This is a genomic window from Kiloniella laminariae (assembly GCF_027214005.1).
In the GTDB taxonomy this organism is placed as follows: domain Bacteria; phylum Pseudomonadota; class Alphaproteobacteria; order Kiloniellales; family Kiloniellaceae; genus Kiloniella; species Kiloniella laminariae_A.
In genome coordinates this window covers 50,286-66,130 of record NZ_JAPWGY010000006.1, presented here as the reverse complement: position 1 = coordinate 66,130, position 15,845 = coordinate 50,286, and the positions used below count along the sequence as shown (strand labels likewise).

15 protein-coding genes are annotated in these 15,845 nt (G+C 52.4%); 3 read left to right on the top strand and 12 right to left on the bottom strand.

All coding sequences use genetic code 11. The annotated features are described in order from the left end of the window. Nucleotides 1-3 precede the first annotated feature (3 nt). The 3 genes from O4H49_RS15520 to rpmB all read left to right on the top strand — a co-directional run bounded on the left by O4H49_RS15520 (nt 4) and on the right by rpmB (nt 3,362). Nucleotides 4-1,854, top strand: a complete 1,851-nt coding sequence (locus O4H49_RS15520) for an ABCB family ABC transporter ATP-binding protein/permease (protein WP_269424352.1) — start codon at nt 4-6, stop codon at nt 1,852-1,854. A gap of 57 nt (nt 1,855-1,911) precedes the next feature. After that, nucleotides 1,912-2,910 (top strand): methylmalonyl Co-A mutase-associated GTPase MeaB, encoded by a 999-nt coding sequence (meaB, locus tag O4H49_RS15515; protein WP_269424470.1) that lies wholly within the window; start codon nt 1,912-1,914, stop codon nt 2,908-2,910. A gap of 155 nt (nt 2,911-3,065) precedes the next feature. Beyond that, nucleotides 3,066-3,362 carry a 50S ribosomal protein L28 gene (gene rpmB, locus O4H49_RS15510; RefSeq protein WP_269424351.1) on the top strand — a complete coding sequence of 99 codons (297 nt, stop codon included), beginning with the start codon at nt 3,066-3,068 and terminating at the stop codon, nt 3,360-3,362. On the opposite strand, the gene O4H49_RS15505 is transcribed toward rpmB, so the two are convergent. The 12 genes from O4H49_RS15505 to cobS all read right to left on the bottom strand — a co-directional run bounded on the left by O4H49_RS15505 (nt 3,329) and on the right by cobS (nt 15,828). Next, on the bottom strand, nt 3,329-4,408 hold the full coding sequence (locus O4H49_RS15505) for an esterase-like activity of phytase family protein (protein WP_269424350.1): 1,080 nt from the start codon (nt 4,406-4,408) through the stop codon (nt 3,329-3,331). The genes rpmB and O4H49_RS15505 overlap by 34 nt on opposite strands. A gap of 138 nt (nt 4,409-4,546) precedes the next feature. Continuing rightward, the gene (locus O4H49_RS15500) at nt 4,547-5,338 is read right to left on the bottom strand and encodes a heme ABC transporter ATP-binding protein (protein WP_269424349.1); all 792 of its coding nucleotides are present in this window, start codon (nt 5,336-5,338) and stop codon (nt 4,547-4,549) included. Next, nucleotides 5,335-6,417 (bottom strand): FecCD family ABC transporter permease, encoded by a 1,083-nt coding sequence (locus tag O4H49_RS15495; RefSeq protein WP_269424348.1) that lies wholly within the window; start codon nt 6,415-6,417, stop codon nt 5,335-5,337. The genes O4H49_RS15500 and O4H49_RS15495 overlap by 4 nt, the downstream gene beginning before the upstream one ends. A gap of 10 nt (nt 6,418-6,427) precedes the next feature. Then, on the bottom strand, nt 6,428-7,288 hold the full coding sequence (locus tag O4H49_RS15490) for a heme/hemin ABC transporter substrate-binding protein (RefSeq protein WP_269424347.1): 861 nt from the start codon (nt 7,286-7,288) through the stop codon (nt 6,428-6,430). Nucleotide 7,289: 1 nt separating this feature from the next. Continuing rightward, nucleotides 7,290-7,718, bottom strand: coding sequence for a biopolymer transporter ExbD (locus O4H49_RS15485; protein WP_269424346.1), 429 nt, complete (start codon nt 7,716-7,718; stop codon nt 7,290-7,292). Continuing rightward, a complete protein-coding gene (locus tag O4H49_RS15480; protein WP_269424345.1) occupies nt 7,715-8,347 on the bottom strand; it encodes a MotA/TolQ/ExbB proton channel family protein in 633 nt (210 codons plus the stop codon). The genes O4H49_RS15485 and O4H49_RS15480 overlap by 4 nt, the downstream gene beginning before the upstream one ends. Further along, nucleotides 8,344-9,432 carry a hemin-degrading factor gene (locus tag O4H49_RS15475; protein WP_269424344.1) on the bottom strand — a complete coding sequence of 363 codons (1,089 nt, stop codon included), beginning with the start codon at nt 9,430-9,432 and terminating at the stop codon, nt 8,344-8,346. The genes O4H49_RS15480 and O4H49_RS15475 overlap by 4 nt, the downstream gene beginning before the upstream one ends. Before the next feature lie 36 nt (nt 9,433-9,468). Then, nucleotides 9,469-10,371 carry an energy transducer TonB gene (locus tag O4H49_RS15470; RefSeq protein ID WP_269424343.1) on the bottom strand — a complete coding sequence of 301 codons (903 nt, stop codon included), beginning with the start codon at nt 10,369-10,371 and terminating at the stop codon, nt 9,469-9,471. Between the two features lie 9 nt (nt 10,372-10,380). Next, nucleotides 10,381-12,450 carry a TonB-dependent hemoglobin/transferrin/lactoferrin family receptor gene (locus tag O4H49_RS15465; protein WP_269424342.1) on the bottom strand — a complete coding sequence of 690 codons (2,070 nt, stop codon included), beginning with the start codon at nt 12,448-12,450 and terminating at the stop codon, nt 10,381-10,383. Nucleotides 12,451-12,601: 151 nt separating this feature from the next. After that, nucleotides 12,602-12,772 (bottom strand): hemin uptake protein HemP, encoded by a 171-nt coding sequence (gene hemP / locus O4H49_RS15460; protein WP_269424341.1) that lies wholly within the window; start codon nt 12,770-12,772, stop codon nt 12,602-12,604. A gap of 161 nt (nt 12,773-12,933) precedes the next feature. Further along, nucleotides 12,934-14,799, bottom strand: a complete 1,866-nt coding sequence (gene cobT, locus O4H49_RS15455) for a cobaltochelatase subunit CobT (protein ID WP_269424340.1) — start codon at nt 14,797-14,799, stop codon at nt 12,934-12,936. A 33-nt stretch (nt 14,800-14,832) separates the two neighbouring features. After that, nucleotides 14,833-15,828, bottom strand: a complete 996-nt coding sequence (gene cobS, locus O4H49_RS15450; protein ID WP_269424339.1) for a cobaltochelatase subunit CobS — start codon at nt 15,826-15,828, stop codon at nt 14,833-14,835. Nucleotides 15,829-15,845: the final 17 nt, after the last annotated feature.

Here is a 15,845-nt window from a genome sequence, read left to right as displayed (position 1 = left end):
GAGATGCGACGGATGCGTGAGAACAGCCCGGAAGTGCCGGGCGAAACCAGTCAGCTGGATACCCTGAAAACGCTGCTGCCCTATTTCTGGCCTGCGGATCGTGTTGATCTGAAGGTCCGGATCATTATCTGTTTTGGTCTTCTGATCCTGGCCAAGCTGACCAATGTGTCAGTGCCTTACATCCTGCGAGGGGCGGTTGATGCGCTCAGCATTACAGAGCCGGGATTGCTTGTTGTGCCTCTGGGCTTGCTGATTGCCTATGGCCTTGCCCGGGTCAGTGCGATTGCCTTTGACAATATTCGCGAGGGTGTCTTTGCCAAGGTGGTCCAGAATGCCATCCGCCGTGTGGCGCTGGTGACTTTCCGTCATCTGCATGCTCTCTCGTTGCGGTTCCATATCGAACGCCGTACCGGCGGTGTCACCCGGGCCATTGACCGGGGAACCAAGGGCATCGAGTTTATGCTCACCTTCCTGATGTTCAATGTCATCCCGACACTGCTCGAAATCGCGGTTGTCTGCAGTTTGCTCTGGTATCTCTTTGACTGGCGCTTTGCCGTCGTACCTCTTGTGACCATACTGGCCTATATTTATCTGACCTTGCGGATTACCGAGTGGCGGATCACCCTGCGCCGGGATATGAACGCGGCGGATAACGATGCCAATACCAAAGCCGTTGATAGCCTCCTGAATTTTGAAACAGTAAAGTACTTCGGCAATGAAGAGCATGAGGCCGCAAGGTATGACCGCGGTCTCGCAGCCTATGAAAATGCAGCGATCCGCAGCAGGACAAGCCTATCCAGCCTGAACATCGTCCAGTCCGGTGTGATCTCGCTTGGTGCCAGCCTCATGATGGTTATGTCAGCCTATGGTGTTTCGTCAGGGGCCATGACTGTCGGTGACTTTGTGATGGTCAATGCCTATCTCCTGCAGCTGGCGATGCCTTTGAATTTTCTTGGGTTTGTATATCGTGAAATTCGCCAGGCACTGATTGATATGCATACGATGTTCGAACTGATTCGCCAGGACCTTGAGATCAAGGATGCGGATGGTGCTAGCGAGTTGGCGGTCAAAGGGGCGGAAGTCCGCTTTGAAGACTGTCTCTTTGGCTATGATGCGCGCCGCCCAATCCTCAAGGGGATCAGCTTCACCGTTCCTGCCGGAAAGAAGCTGGCTATTGTCGGATCAAGCGGGGCGGGGAAATCCACCATCAGTCGTTTGTTGTTCCGTTTCTATGATCTGGATGGCGGCAAGATCACGATTGATGGACAGGACATTGCGGCGGTGACCCAGGCATCCCTGCGCCAGTCGATTGGTATCGTGCCACAGGATACGGTGCTTTTTAACGACAGCATCTATTACAATATTGCCTATGGACGTCCCTCTGCGAGCAGGGAAGAGGTTGAGGCCGCGGCAAAGCTGGCAAAGATCCATGATTTTATTCTCTCGCTTCCTGATGGTTACGAGTCTGTTGTTGGTGAACGAGGGTTGAAACTTTCCGGCGGCGAAAAGCAACGGGTGGCGATTGCACGGACGGTTCTGAAAGATCCGTCAATCTTGCTGTTCGATGAAGCGACTTCGGCACTGGACAGCAAGACCGAACGGGAAATTCAGGCCAGCTTGAATGATGTTTCCAAAGACCGGACAACGCTGGTCATTGCCCACCGTCTCTCGACAGTGGTCGATGCTGACGAGATTATTGTCCTCGAACAGGGGCAGGTAGTCGAACGGGGGACGCACCGGGGACTCCTGGGGCAAAAAGGACACTATGCGGAAATGTGGCAACGTCAGCTTGAAGTGGCAGAAAAGAGCGAAGATGTCGCTGTGCCGACACTGAAGAATGACCTGTCTGTTTAAGCTGACGTGATCAAGAGATAGCGCGCTGAGATGTCGGGAGCAAAAGAAGATCTGGTGATGAAAAAGGTGAATTCGAAAACAACATCTGGTCGAATGGCTGAAGGGGTCCTTGCCGGAGAGCGGCGAGCTCTGGCGCGGGCAATCACACTGATCGAATCGACCCGGCGAGATCATCGGAGCGAAGCGGATGTATTGCTGGAACAGATTTTACCTCATAGCGGAAAATCCATTCGTATCGGAATCTCCGGTGTGCCGGGCGTGGGAAAGTCCACCTTCATTGAAGCTTTCGGAATGCATCTGATTAAAGCAGGGCATCGAGTCGCTGTCCTGGCTATCGACCCTTCTTCCCAGCGTACAGGCGGTTCCATTCTGGGGGACAAGACGCGGATGGAGCTACTTTCCCGGCAACAATCCGCCTTTATCCGGCCTTCACCAGCGGGGAAGACGCTTGGGGGAGTGGCCCGCCGAACACGTGAAGCGATGCTGTTGTGTGAGGCGGCAGGCTTCGATGTCATTCTGGTCGAGACTGTCGGCGTTGGGCAGTCAGAAACCGCAGTGTCGGAAATGGTGGATATGTTTTTGCTGTTACTCCTGCCCGGCGGGGGAGATGAATTGCAAGGCATCAAAAAAGGCATCATGGAACTGGCTGACATGGTGGTGGTCAATAAGGCAGATGGTGATCTGATTCCGGCTGCCAACAGGGCCGCGGCGGAATATCATGCGGCTCTGGGGTTGATGCGCCCTTCCAGTCCGAATTGGAAGCCTGCGGTCAAGAAGTGCTCGGCACTGCAGGAAGAGGGCATAGCGGAGATCTGGGAGGCTATAGGCAGGTTTCGCGAAAAACTATGGGAAAGTGGAGAGATCCCGCAAAAGCGTGCCCAGCAAGCCAAGGCCTGGATGTGGAATGAAATCCGGGAGACACTGGTTATTGCCTTTCGAGAGGATCCACAGGTGGCCGCTGCATTGCATCAGATGGAATCCGGTGTTATAGAGGGGCAACTGGCGCCAGCGTCGGCCGCAAATAGGTTGCTCAATCTGTTTTTAAAGCCCTCATAGCTTTGAAAAATCGAAGATTTCCAAATAATTTTGAGGAATCTTCTCCAGAATCGAGCTTTTGCCTTGACCCTTATGGTCCTGTGGCCTAAAACTCGCGCCGAGCCGATTATCGGCAGTAGTTTTTTATTATTCATCGAGAATACAGGATTAAAACCATGGCACGCCGTTGCGACTTTACAGGCAAAGGGGTTCAGACTGGTAACAATGTGAGCCACGCCAAAAACAGAACACGCCGTCGGTTCCTGCCAAATCTTCAGGAAACCTCGATGTTGAGCGATGCGCTTGGTCAGGTTGTTCAGTTCCGTCTGAGCACCAGCGCTATCCGCACCATCGAAAAGCGTGGTGGTATTGACGCGTTCTTGCTGTCAACAGCATCTGAAAAATTGGGCAAAAAAGCCCGTGAAATGAAGAAGCGCGTTCAGAAAGCTCTGGTTTCCAAAGCAGCTGAATAAGCCGATCCGTTCTTGAGACAGCCCGCTGAGCGTAAGCCAGCGGGCTTTTCTTGTTTGCGCAGTTCAAACATCACCAGCAGCGTTTGTTGTGCCATGCTCAGGTTATCGTCCGAGAGCAGATAAACCAGTGTTTCGCCATTTTCTCCACGCCTGCTGCTGACGCCTTCCAGGTTATCCATGGCATGCTCGCTGTCAAAATAGGCGAGTACCCGACCTTTCATAATGTGTCCTGGACGTATTTCCTCTGCGGGAAAAATTCTCAGACTGCTTGTAAAACCGCCAAAGAAGCTGAAACCTCGCTCTAGCAGCAGGAGATCGCCATCGGGTGTGATTGCCAGGCCCGTCGGGAGCAATCCTGCACGGTTTGCCTGCAGAGTAAGGCTTTGCCAGCTCTTATGATCCCAGAGATAGGCTTCAAGAAGATCATCAGGTTGCTGACGTTCGGGGAGGACAAGGAGACACCCGCCGGGCAACTCGGTCATGGCTTCGATCCCCCGGTTTTTGCGGGCATCCTCGAGTGCTTCGGGAAAGGGGATAGCCTCGGCTTTCGGGGCAAGGGGACTTTCATATCGCAAGATACGGTGCTTGCGTTCAAAGCTGACATAAACGGCACCGTTTTCTGCCATCGCCAGAGATTCGCTATCCCGATCTTTCTTGTGGGTCAGGGCGAGGCCATTTGTGTCGTGAAGCGAAGAGAGCAGCCCCTGGGAAAGGCTCAGCAGATTGCCCTCTTTGCTATAACCAAGGCGGCCCTTAAACCAGAGGCCTTTATCCGTAATAGCCAGTATTCCCCGACCGTCTGGAGATATCTCGAGCCCGGACAATCCACCAAAGCGCGGATGGGGAGAAGACAGAGTGATACCGCCCCGCCAGATAAGCTGCTCATGTTGTGGCGCACTTTTATGCGTCAGGGGGGGAGCGACAGCCTCAGTTTTTAAAGGAATGCGAACGGATTGGAGGGTCTCGAGATTTCGGTCCTGGTAAGCAATATAGACCGTGATGATTCCAGCGAGGAAGGCTGCTACATAAAGAGCTCTCTGGATCATGTCGGTGCCTGTTTTCCTAGTCCTGTTCTGATCCTTTATATCTTAGCCGCAGTTTGTGAAGAGAGAGTGAAAACCCTGTGACCATTCTTGGGCAGCCTTGAACGATTGGGCGAGTTTATGAGCGGTTTATTCCAGGAGTCAGAGCGAGGATGTGAAGCTGAGTGCTTCCTTGACCTGTTGAGCCTGCCTTTTGATGGTGCACCCGAAAATCCTGGAAAGTCGTGCTGGTTCCATCACCTCTGCTGTGGCTCCAGATGCAACGAGCCTGCCGTTGGAAATCAGGGCGACCTGATCACAATAGAGGGCGGCCTGGTTGAGATCATGAAGGACAGCCATTGATGCTGTGCCATAGTTTTTGCTCTGGTCTCTTGCGGCTTTGAGAACCGCATGCTGATGTGCAATATCCAGTCCGGCGGTTGGTTCGTCCAGTAACAGGTATTTACTGTCGGTTTCGTCTTCTGTCCCAAATGACTGGGCCAGGGCACGGGCCAGTTGTACCCGCTGTTTTTCTCCGCCGGAAAGAACAGGGTAGGATCTTTTGCCCAGGTGTCTGATATCTGCAATCGCCATGGCACGTTCGATAACCCGGTGATTTTGAAAAGAACTGCTCAACGTTTCATAGGGCCATCTTCCCATGGCAACAACTGCCCGTGCTGAAAAGGGAAAAGCCAGCTGTGATGCCTGGGGCATAACAGCACGTCGGCGGGCGAGAGCTTCGTCCTTCCAGACTTTCAGGGGGATACCATCAAGGGTGACCGTCCCATGCGAAGGAGAAAGTTCGCCTGACAGTACTTTCAGGAAGGTTGATTTTCCTGCGCCGTTGGGACCCAGAATTCCGAGAAATTGTCCAGGTATCAGATCCAAGGTCACATTCTGGAGCAAGGTCGTGGCACCGATAACAACCGAAACGTCTTTTACACTGAGTGTCATGCGCGTCTCTTCCTGAATTCGCGAAACAGCAAGGCAAAGAAAAAGGGACCACCGATAAAGCTGGTTACAAGGCCGATGGGCAGTTCGGCGGGTAAAACAACGATACGGGCAATGGTATCGGCAAGGATGATCAGCAAGGCACCGATAAGAGCTGCAGCAGGCAGAACAAAGCGATTGTCCGCTCCGCCGATCAAACGTGCGAGATGCGGGGCTATCAAACCGATAAAGCCGATCATTCCCGCGGCAGCAACTGCGGCACCCGTCGCACAGGCCGCCGCAAGTGCAGCCTGTCGCTTGATGCCTTCGGTTGCGACACCGAGATGCTTTGCCTCTGTCTCGCCGAGTAAAAAGAGATTCAGTGGTCCGGAGAGGCGCAGGAGTAATAAAGAGGCAAACAGCATAATGCCGATCGACGGCCATGTTGCTTCGCCGGCGCCAGAAAGGCTGCCCATGCTCCAGAACGTAAGAGAACGGAGTTCACTGTCATCTGCAATATAGGTCAGAAGACCGATAAACGAGCCGACAATTGCATTGACTGCAATGCCCATCAACAGCATGACAGCCACATCGGTTGCCCCTTGCCGTCGGGCAAGATTGTAGACCAAAGCCGTCGTTGCCAGACTTCCGGCAAAGGCAGCCAGAGGCAGGCTATAGCTGCTGGTGGCTTCAAGAAAAGAAGCAAACAGACTGTCCCCGAGAACAATCACACAGACGACGGCGAGAGCGGCGCCAGAGGACACCCCGATCAAACCCGGATCAGCCAAAGGATTTCTGAACAGGCTTTGCATGACGGCACCAGATAAGCCCAAGGCCATTCCGATCGCAAGACCCAGGGCTGTCCGGGGCAGACGTACTGCCTCAAGAATCAAAATCTCCTGCGGTTGAAGATCGGAATGAGTCAGCCCGAGGTAGCTGAGAAAATGCCCCGCGCTTGCCAACGGGGGGATGGATACGCCACCAATACCGAGGGAGAGAAGAATGGCGATGAACAGAACAACAAGTAAAAGGGGAAGTAACCAGTAACTGGCGCCGTCCCGTTTTTTACGTCGTCGGATTTTTGCCAAAGAAAGATAGGCCATCTTGTCCTGTTTAACGATTGTTGGGGAAGATCTGGTCCGAGATAGTGGCGATGGCCTCTGGCGTTCTTGGCCCAAGACCAAGCAGTAGTGTTCCATCAAGGCTCAGGACACGGTTTTCCTGCACGGCCTTGAGTTTACCTAGCAGAGGATCTTTTTTGAGGGCCTCAAGGCCCCCGGCCTGTTCAAGTGTCCGGCTGGGGAGCAGCAGATAATCAGGAGCATGTGCCAGGATGTATTCACTGGCCATAGGTTTGAAGCCCTGAAGATCTGTCGCGGCGTTACGGGCCCCGCTGTATTGAATGATGGTGTCTATTGCGGTGCCTCGGCCAGCTGTCATCGGGCTGCCTTGACCGGTACTGAGAAGAAAAAGGACCAGAGGGGGATTTTCGCGTTTTTGCGCCTGCTGTTGCAGGACCTCCAGTTTCTCTTTTACGCTGTGCCCAAGAACTTGCCCGTTTTCTTCTGTACCGAGAATACCCGCAATAGCAAGGACACCGGTGTGGATAGCTTCAGGGCTGTTCAGTTCGGGGATGAAGGTGACGGCAATACCGGCATCCTTCAATGTGTCGAGCACGGGAGCAGGTCCAGATCCTTCCAGGGCAATGATCTGATCTGGTTGCAGAGCCAGAAGGCCTTCTGCCGAAAGTTGCCGCATATAACCGACTTTGGGCAAATTTTCCTGCTGTTCCGGATACTTGCTGGTGGTATCTGTAGCAATGATTCGATCTCCGGCACCCAGAGCATAAACGATCTCGGTCACAGGACCGCCAACGGTAATGATCCTGTTGGGGGCAGAATGGGCGACCGCTGATACAAGCAGGGCAGGGAAGATCATGAGAGATAAGAACAAGTGTCTGATGGGATATGTCATTTCAGGGTTCCAGAAGTATTTCGGCAGCAGATCGGCCCTGTTTTTCGAGGAAAGAGAGTACCTGAACCAGATTTTCGATAGGGGCAGCTTTGTCGCCAGCAATCACAACCTGCTGCTCCGGGGAAGATCTCAAGAGAATCTGCAGAGAGGAACGGGCATCTGCCCAATCGTGATAGGGCGTGCCGGCAACCTCCCAGACCGCATCCTCCGGTCGGGAAGGAGCGTGAAGTGTAATGGTTATGGCCTGTTGTGAAGCCTGCTGAACCACACTTTCCTGCGGGGTCGGCAGGGAAATTTCCAGAGAGAAATTGACGCTGTTTGCGGTCAGGATCAAAAACACCAGCAGAATAAAAAGGACATCAAGCATGGGAGTCAGATCGGGAACCAGACTGTCCATCTCCTGATCTTGTTCCGACAGGATATCAATCAAGACTGTCGTCCTTTTTCTGGCAGGCCTGTCGCAGGCCCGTGCTGTTGAAGAGACAGGGAAAGAGACAAATGACTGAGACCCAGACCAAGTTTTTCAATGTGACGGTCGGCAAGAATTCGAAAGCCGTGAGCCCCCAGCAAGGAAGGCAAGGCAATCACCAGACCTGCGGCTGTTGTCAGCATGGCTTGCCAGATACCGTCTGCGAGCAAGGCGGGATGTAATGGTCCTTCCTGAACAGCAATAACCTTGAAGGCCTCAATCATCCCCAAAACCGTGCCAAACAGACCAAGAAGCGGGCAGATCACAGCAATCAGCATCAGAAAACGCAAGCCAAAGCGGATTTTCCCGGAATAGCTTCTGAGCCAGATTTTCAGGGCTTCTTCACGAAGTTCCACGGGCGTTGTGCTGTGTTGCAGGGTGATGGCTATTGCTTCAGCCATCGGGCCCGGTTTACCTGCTTCTTGCTCCAGGCTCATTTGGTCGGGAGATATTGATCCCGCAGCAATACCGGAGCGCAAACGAAGAAAAAAGAATGTTCGTTCCAGTAACAGGAGAGCAGCGAGAAAAGAAAAGACGGCAAGGGGCCAGCCAACGGGCCCCAGCCTGGCAAAAAGGTCCGGGAGAATCATTCCGCGGCCTCGGTAAGGGGGTGATAGCGCGGCAGGTTCTCAACAAGTTCCTGCCATTTCCGGTTCTCCGGATTGTGTGCTTCTCTTTCCCCGCAAAGCAAAGCAAAGGATTCACCTTGATCGTCAAAAAGCTCTAGGGTGGTAATGTTGCCATCTTTGGTCGGTTTGCGGACTAGCCAGGCTTCGGCAATATGGTCTTCGCGCAGGTGCAGATTAAAGCCGGGGTCGAGAACATTAATCCAGGGCCCCATATCCCTGATCTTTTCTACTGGGCCGGTATGAATCTGGATGCAGCCCTTGTTGCCAACAAAAACCATGATGGAAATCTTTTCGGATGCCGCCTGCTCAAGAACCTCTCGCAGGGCTGTGGGCATCAGTTTTTCTGCATAAGTGGTTCCGATTAAACGGAAAGATTGATGACGTTCACACTCAAATTGACGCAGCATGGCATGGAACTGATGGACGTCTTTCATTCCGGCCCAGGCTTCTCTCAACCCCTTGATGTCGATCGTTGCATCCGGTTTTGCAGCGGCTTTTTTTTCATAGGGTGTTATCGAAAGATCCGTTGTCTGATCCTTTGCTCTGTATTTGGCAACAAGAGCTTTATAGGCTGTGTGGTCAGATTTTTCGGTTAGAAATACCTTGTGAATAGCGGTACCTGCGGCATCAAAGAATTGAAGGCTGTGCCGCAGTCCTTTGCCGTTTTCGGTTTTCACAGCAAAGCCAAAAGTCCAGTGGCTCATGAACAGGCGCAGATCAATGTCATGATTGAGAACAATGCCCATTGGTCCGCGAACTGAAATTTTGTCGAAGGATCCAACCTTTTCATGTACCACATGGTCATTCCGGGTGAGAATCTTGACTTCACCCAGACTGCCCAGCTCTTGGATCAGGTTACCCCAGTCTCCTTCCAGCTTCTGGGCATTCTTGCCACAGCCCGCCGAAATCAGTTGTGCTTCACTGCTGTCTAGATCGCGTGCAAGATCGCGGGCGTAACGTCGTTCGCTCCCTTCGCTCAGGGCAACCCAAGCTGCGGTTAAGCTATCGTAGTGAGGGGTGTTCTCTGTGGCAGAAATTTGAGACATAGTATTAAATCCTGATGATCGCTATCGAAATAAAAATTAGTGAATGGCAAAGCGGATCGGGAATTCGACCCAGGCCGCTGTTCTGAGATTCCCTTGTCGGGCAGGCGTGAACTGCCAGCCCCACATAGCTTTCTCTGCGGCTTTATCGAGCAGATTATGACCTGAGGATTGCCAGACGATGATCCGCCGGACCAAACCTTGTTCATCGACCCTGGCTCGGAGCACAACTTCACCTTCAATCCGTTTTCTCTGAGCCCGTTTGGGATATTCCGGTGGCGAGGGAGGCTGAGAGAAAGAAGGCTCTGTCAAAAGAGGCAGATCTTCATAGGTCGGAGAGGTGACACTTGAGGAGGAAATTGCCGAAGTGTCTGCCGTTCCCTGGTTTGACCCAGTGGTTTCATTTTTTACTGGCTCTGGTGTCGCCTCAAGAGAAGCGAGTTGAGCTTCTTTTTGTGGTTGCTTTTCTGTCTCAGTTGCAGTTGCGGTATCTGTTTTTTGTACAGGAGTTTCTGAGGGTTTTGCTGCTGTATTGTTTTCAACCGTTCTTGTCGGAGGAGTTGGCTTTTTGGCCGGAGGCTGAGGTATAAGTTCAGTGTGTGACACTACGATCGAATCTATGGGGGGATCAGCTTCCAGGCTGGGGGTAGTATCTGGCAACAAGCTGGTTGTTTTATTGTCTGTTTCTTTTGTTGCAGGCGTTGGTGCCACTTGGACTTCAACGGCTTTCGAGGGAGTTGGAGAAACTGCCTTTGCCTCAGAAGAAGTACGGTCCTCTGCGGCTGCAGAGGACTGTACAAAAGTGACAGATAATTGTTGTCTGGCCGTAGCGGTAGCCATTGCCGGGGGAAGCACGTCACCAGAATAAATCCAGGCACCGATATGGAGAGCTAGGGTGAACAGGATGCTCACCGTCCATCTGGTTTTTGGCTTCCCAAACATGGTTTCCCCCTAGAACCTCAGGCTTGCAGTTACTTTGACGTTACGTCCTGGTTCGTCCAGAACAGCAGCGCCGCGGCGATAGGTCTTGTCGAGCAGGTTATCAACGGCAAAGTTGAGTTTCAGACCAGGGACGTAATCGTCTGCATCCCATCCGGCAAAGACATCGAAGGTGGCATAACCATCAATTTCAGAACTGCCGCTTGGCACGCGTTCCTGATCCCGCACAAACAGCCCACGCCCGCCAACATCCAGATCGATAGACGAGATATGGTATCCAATGGTGACAGCGGCCTTGTCCGCCGGAATTCCGGACAAAGCAGCAGCCGTGTCGGTGTTTTTACCCCGGATACGTGCAGCACCAATAGATCCGAATACACCACTGGAATCGTAGCTGATTTCGGCTTCAAATCCTTTGATCTCTGCTTTGGGAACATTAAAACTGGTCGTTGTACCGGCAGAGACATTGACGTTTTGTTCAATGAAATCATCGACACTGTTATGGAAATAGGCAGCTTTCGCCCGTACAGCATCATTGGATGTAAAGAGGCCATCGTGTTTGACGTTGAAACCTACTTCCCAATTTTGGGCTGTTTCTGGTTTTAAATCGGGATTTGGAACAAAGAAGTTGTTCGGGGTCGGGCCACCACCGGGAAAATGCAAACCACTGTTGTAAATTTCTGAGAGCGAAGGAGCGCGGAAAGCTTCAGAGTAGCTGGCATAGGGCTGTAGGAAGGGCAGGACTTGATAACTGACCATAACGCGTGGTGATAGCGCTGTTTCGTTTACGCCCTTCTGGGTGTCAGCCTGCAGATCGTATGAGTCAAAACGCAATCCAGCAGTAACTTCGAGATCTTCAAATAACGTCAGGGTGTTATCGATATAGACACCATAGATATCCATGTCCGCATCGGGGTAGAACTGGGTTGTTGGGGCCCCGTTACGCCGTCCTGTCTGGTCGTCGTTGAAGTATTCTCCCCCAAGGGTTACGGCGAGTTTGGCGTTTTCATCAAGTTCGAAACGGCTTGTGTTGTAAGCTTCGATCCCGAGGGTCTCGAGGTTACGTTCATCATGCCGGCCATCAGAGAACCTGACTTCGTCGATGTCCGAGTTGTTGTAGTATCCCTTTACGGAAGCATCGAACCACTTGTTTTCGGGGTTCTCATAATCATAATCAAGAACAATCCCGGTCTCGCGGCTTTCCCGATTGACGATAGAAGAAACGCTGGTGCCGTCTGCGGTTGCAGGCAGGCTATGGTCGTCTGTGTAGACCCGATAGGTCAACCCGACACGATGTGATTCTCCGATATCAATTCCGGTTTTTATCAAGCCGGATATAAGATCATCATCTGTATAGGGGCGCTTTTCCCCGTCGCCGGCTTCGTAATCATCTGTTTTACGGCGGCTGAGGCTGGCAAGGAAATCAATGTTCTCGAGCGGGCGGGCAAAGGCGGTCAGGTTTCCGTGGACAGCGTTGTCAACAGTACCAAAGCCGGATGTTACCTGACCACCAAAGGTTTCGCCGTCTTCAAGGAAATCATCTGCACTTTTGGTCTCGAAGGCGACAACGCCTCCGAGTGCACCCGTGCCGTGTATTGTCGAGGCCGGGCCACGGAGAACTTCGACCTGCTTGAGAATTGCCGGGTCAATAAAGAGTCCCCCCTTGTGCCCGACATTGAAGTTATGCCTGGCGCCGTCAATGCGGGTGACGACCCTGTCATCACCCAATCCGCGGATTGAAGGGGTCATGACGGTGTTTCGACTCCCGCCCGTCAGTTCTACGCCGGGAATATCCTTCAACATATCGTTGACGGTTTCAGGCTGTCGACGTTCGATCTCTTCTTCTGTGACAATGGAAATGGAGGCAGGGGTCTCAATGGCGAGTTTTTCCTCGCGGGAGGCCGTCACAGAGATTGTATCAAACTTGAAGACGGGTGTTGCTTTTTCCGCTATTTCTTCTTCATCCCCGCTGGTTGTAACAGAGGGTTGGGGAGCGGGAACTTCCTGGGCCTGAAGGGCAGCAGGAGTAATGGAAAAAGCGACGCCAGCGAGTAATAGGTATCTAAAACCAGTGTATTTCATGTGCCTGTGCACCTTGTTCTTGTACCGAGCCAGTAAATGTAAAAATCACATTGCTGGCTGGCTGGCTTGGTACAAGAAAGTACAATGGCGAGCTGGCTTGCAGTTCAGCGCTTTTGAAAGATCCGCGAATCTTGCCTAACGCAGGAGATCGTTATTTGGTCAGAATCAGTTTGTCGTTTGAGGTTATGCGCAACCGGTAGTCAAACCCATGGTACTCAATCACAATTTCACGAGCATTTTGCATGAGAGTTTCTGCAGAAATACGCGGAGGAGAGGCTGAGATTGCCCTGTCCCCAGGATGTGAATTTGTGTTTGATGTCATGTTATTTACCGATATTGCAAATCATTCGCAATACGAGTAGTGGATGACTTGATCTCTGTCAAGTCACTATAAGAATGATTCGCAGTTAATCTGCGGAACATTGGATAACTGACCGGGGCGCAGATCTCAGGTGACAAAATGATAAATGTAAGCGGATGGCCTTATTGGCGCTTTCGACGTGTACCGCTGTCAGGGGACGGGTTTTTGTCGCGCGGATTTTCAGCAAACAGCTCGGCCAGCTTTTCCATCATTATCCCGCCGAGTTGTTCAGCATCGCTGATTGTTACCGCACGTTTGTAATAGCGGGTAACGTCATGGCCAATACCAATGGCAAGGAGTTCGACAGGTGAGCGTTTTTCAATCAGGTCAATTGCTTCGCGCAGATGATCTTCCAGATAGCTGCCCGAGTTGACCGAGAGAGTAGAGTCATCAACAGGCGCGCCGTCGGAGATCACCATGAGGATACGGCGATGTTCTGTCCGGGCCTGAAGGCGACTGTGGGCCCAGAGCAGGGCTTCCCCGTCAATGTTTTCTTTCAGGATGCCCTCTCGAAGCATCAAGCCAAGATTTTTCCTCGCCCGGCGCATGGGGGCATCAGCTTTTTTGTAGATGATATGCCGCAGATCGTTCAGCCGCCCGGGGTTTGCCGGTTTTCCCTGCTCAATCCATTGTTCGCGTGACTGGCCGCCCTTCCACATTTTTGTCGTAAAGCCAAGGATTTCAACTTTCACACCACAGCGCTCGAGAGTGCGAGCCAGGATGTCAGCGCTCATGGCGGCAATGGTAATCGGGCGTCCGCGCATAGAGCCGGAATTATCGATCAGCAGAGTAACTGCCGTGTCTTTGAATTCGGTGTCGCTTTCCTGTTTGAAGCTCAGGGAATGTAAAGGGTTCGTAACAACCCGGGTCAGGCGCGCCGTATCAAGCAGACCTTCTTCGAGGTTAAACTCCCAGTTCCGGGTTTGTTGAGCCATCAGGCGACGCTGCAGCCGGTTGGCCAGTTTGGAAATGACGCCCTGCAAGTGCGAAAGTTGTTTGTCGAGCAGTTCACGCAGGCGCGTTAGCTCTTCATCGTCGCAGAGGTCCTGGGCTTCGATGGTTTCATCAAAACGGGTGGTAAAGGTCTTGTAGCCTGATATCTGGGAATAGTTATGGTCCGGATTGAATTCTGCCGAACGGTCAGGAGAGCCAGCGGTTTCCTGACCCTGGCCTTCCATCTGTTGGCCCTCATTTTCTCCGCTGTCATCAGGAGAACCTTCAGAGTCACCCTGTTCACCGCTTTCAGCCTCCATCGGGGCTGATTTTTCTGATGTTTGCTGTTTGCTATCCTGATCATCAGAATTTTCATCCTGTTGATCCTGATCGTCTTCCCGGTCGCTTTCTGATTCTTCGTCTTCCTCAAGGGAAAAATCCAGCTGACCGAGCAGATCTTGCAAGGTCCGGGCAAATCCAGCCTGATCGGAAAGATGTTGTCCGAGTTTATCAAGTGTCTGGAAAATTTCCGGCGGCAGGTTCGGGCGCCAGATCTCGGCAATTTTTCCGGCAACTCCTGTTGCTGTCCGGTTGGTCAGAGCCTGGCGGGCAAAAACCGACATGGCGTCATGCAGGGGAATATCTTCGGAAGTGACAGCATTCCCATATCCCTGTTGCGTGAAGGTATCTTCCTGAAGAAAGGCAAGGTTTTGTGCAACACCTTCCATCCGGTTGATGCCGAGTGCCTCACATCGTGCCTGTTCAACAGCATCAAAGATGGCTGCAGCCTGGCTATCGGAAGGTTTATGTTTCTGGTGGGCCTTGGCATCGTGATAGCGCAGGTTCAGAGCGGTCGCATCCGCCCGTCCCCTGATACGCTGGACATCTTCTTTCGGCAGGTTCTTGGCAGGCGTTGGCAGACGCAGCTCATCCCCACTGATCCCGCGTCCGTTTGTGGAAAAAACAACCGAAAGTTCGCTGTTTTTTGCCATGGCCCGGACCGTGGAGGAGGTCGCGCGTTTGAACTGTTCCAGAGGTGTTTCAGCCTTGCTCATGCCAATTACTTACCAATTATTCTTCAAAGAGGCTCAAGCCGCCGGTTTTACCGCGCCATCGTTCAGCTCACGACCAAAACAACGCTGGAAATATTCAGCAACCAGTGGTCGTTCCATTTCATCGCACTTGTTGAGGAAGGTCAGGCGGAAGGCAAAGTCTATATTGTTGAATATCTTCGCATTTTCAGCCCAAGACAGCACCGTCCTCGGGCTCATCAATGTAGAAATATCGCCGTTGATAAAGCCGCTACGTGTCAAATCAGCAAGGGAAACCATGTTGGAGATCAGATCCTGATCTTCGGGCTTGTTGTATTCCGGGTGCTTGGCCAGGACGATGTTCATTTCGTCCTGATGCGGCAGATAATTGAGTGTGGAGACAATATTCCAGCGGTCCATCTGACCCTGGTTGAGTTGCTGGGTTCCGTGATAGAGGCCAGTGGTATCGCCCAGACCAACGGTATTGGCTGTCGAGAACAGGCGGAAAGCCGAGTGAGGGGTGATCACCCGGTTCTGATCAAGCAGGGTCAGGCGCCCTTCCAGTTCCAGAATCCGCTGGATCACAAACATGACATCTGGGCGACCAGCGTCATATTCGTCAAAAACAAGAGCAACCGGGCGCTGGAGAGCCCAGGGCATCAGTCCTTCGCGGAACTCGGTGACCTGTTTCCCTTCCTTGAGGACGATAGCGTCTTTACCGACCAAATCAATACGGCTGATGTGGCTGTCGAGATTGATACGGATACAGGGCCAGTTGAGGCGGGAAGCAACCTGTTCAATATGAGTCGACTTTCCGGTTCCGTGATAACCCTGGATCATAACGCGGCGGTTAAAGGCAAAGCCTGCAAGCAAAGCCAGGGTCGTGTCGTGATCGAACTGATAAGTGGGGTCCTGGGTTGGCACATACTCATTGGCAACACTGAAAGCAGGAACCTGCATATCCGTGTCGATACCAAAAACTTCCCGTGCTGAGACCGTTGTATCCGGGCCGTTCATATTCATTTCGCCATGGCCAATTACTTTAGAAGACATCGTCTCATCCATACTGC

What these genes read in the sequence shown, in the direction of transcription:
- cobT (WP_269424340.1), bottom strand. Translation starts at nt 14,799, where the DNA reads ATGAGCAAGGCTGAAACACCTCTGGAACAGTTCAAACGCGCGACCTCC.
- O4H49_RS15505 (WP_269424350.1), bottom strand. Translation starts at nt 4,408, where the DNA reads ATGATCCAGAGAGCTCTTTATGTAGCAGCCTTCCTCGCTGGAATCATC.
- O4H49_RS15465 (WP_269424342.1), bottom strand. Translation starts at nt 12,450, where the DNA reads ATGAAATACACTGGTTTTAGATACCTATTACTCGCTGGCGTCGCTTTT.
- O4H49_RS15500 (WP_269424349.1), bottom strand. Translation starts at nt 5,338, where the DNA reads ATGACACTCAGTGTAAAAGACGTTTCGGTTGTTATCGGTGCCACGACC.
- rpmB (WP_269424351.1), top strand. Translation starts at nt 3,066, where the DNA reads ATGGCACGCCGTTGCGACTTTACAGGCAAAGGGGTTCAGACTGGTAAC.
- O4H49_RS15520 (WP_269424352.1), top strand. Translation starts at nt 4, where the DNA reads ATGCGACGGATGCGTGAGAACAGCCCGGAAGTGCCGGGCGAAACCAGT.
- O4H49_RS15470 (WP_269424343.1), bottom strand. Translation starts at nt 10,371, where the DNA reads ATGTTTGGGAAGCCAAAAACCAGATGGACGGTGAGCATCCTGTTCACC.
- cobS (WP_269424339.1), bottom strand. Translation starts at nt 15,828, where the DNA reads ATGTCTTCTAAAGTAATTGGCCATGGCGAAATGAATATGAACGGCCCG.
- O4H49_RS15490 (WP_269424347.1), bottom strand. Translation starts at nt 7,288, where the DNA reads ATGACATATCCCATCAGACACTTGTTCTTATCTCTCATGATCTTCCCT.
- O4H49_RS15495 (WP_269424348.1), bottom strand. Translation starts at nt 6,417, where the DNA reads ATGGCCTATCTTTCTTTGGCAAAAATCCGACGACGTAAAAAACGGGAC.
- O4H49_RS15480 (WP_269424345.1), bottom strand. Translation starts at nt 8,347, where the DNA reads ATGATTCTCCCGGACCTTTTTGCCAGGCTGGGGCCCGTTGGCTGGCCC.
- meaB (WP_269424470.1), top strand. Translation starts at nt 1,912, where the DNA reads ATGAAAAAGGTGAATTCGAAAACAACATCTGGTCGAATGGCTGAAGGG.
- O4H49_RS15475 (WP_269424344.1), bottom strand. Translation starts at nt 9,432, where the DNA reads ATGTCTCAAATTTCTGCCACAGAGAACACCCCTCACTACGATAGCTTA.
- hemP (WP_269424341.1), bottom strand. Translation starts at nt 12,772, where the DNA reads ATGACATCAAACACAAATTCACATCCTGGGGACAGGGCAATCTCAGCC.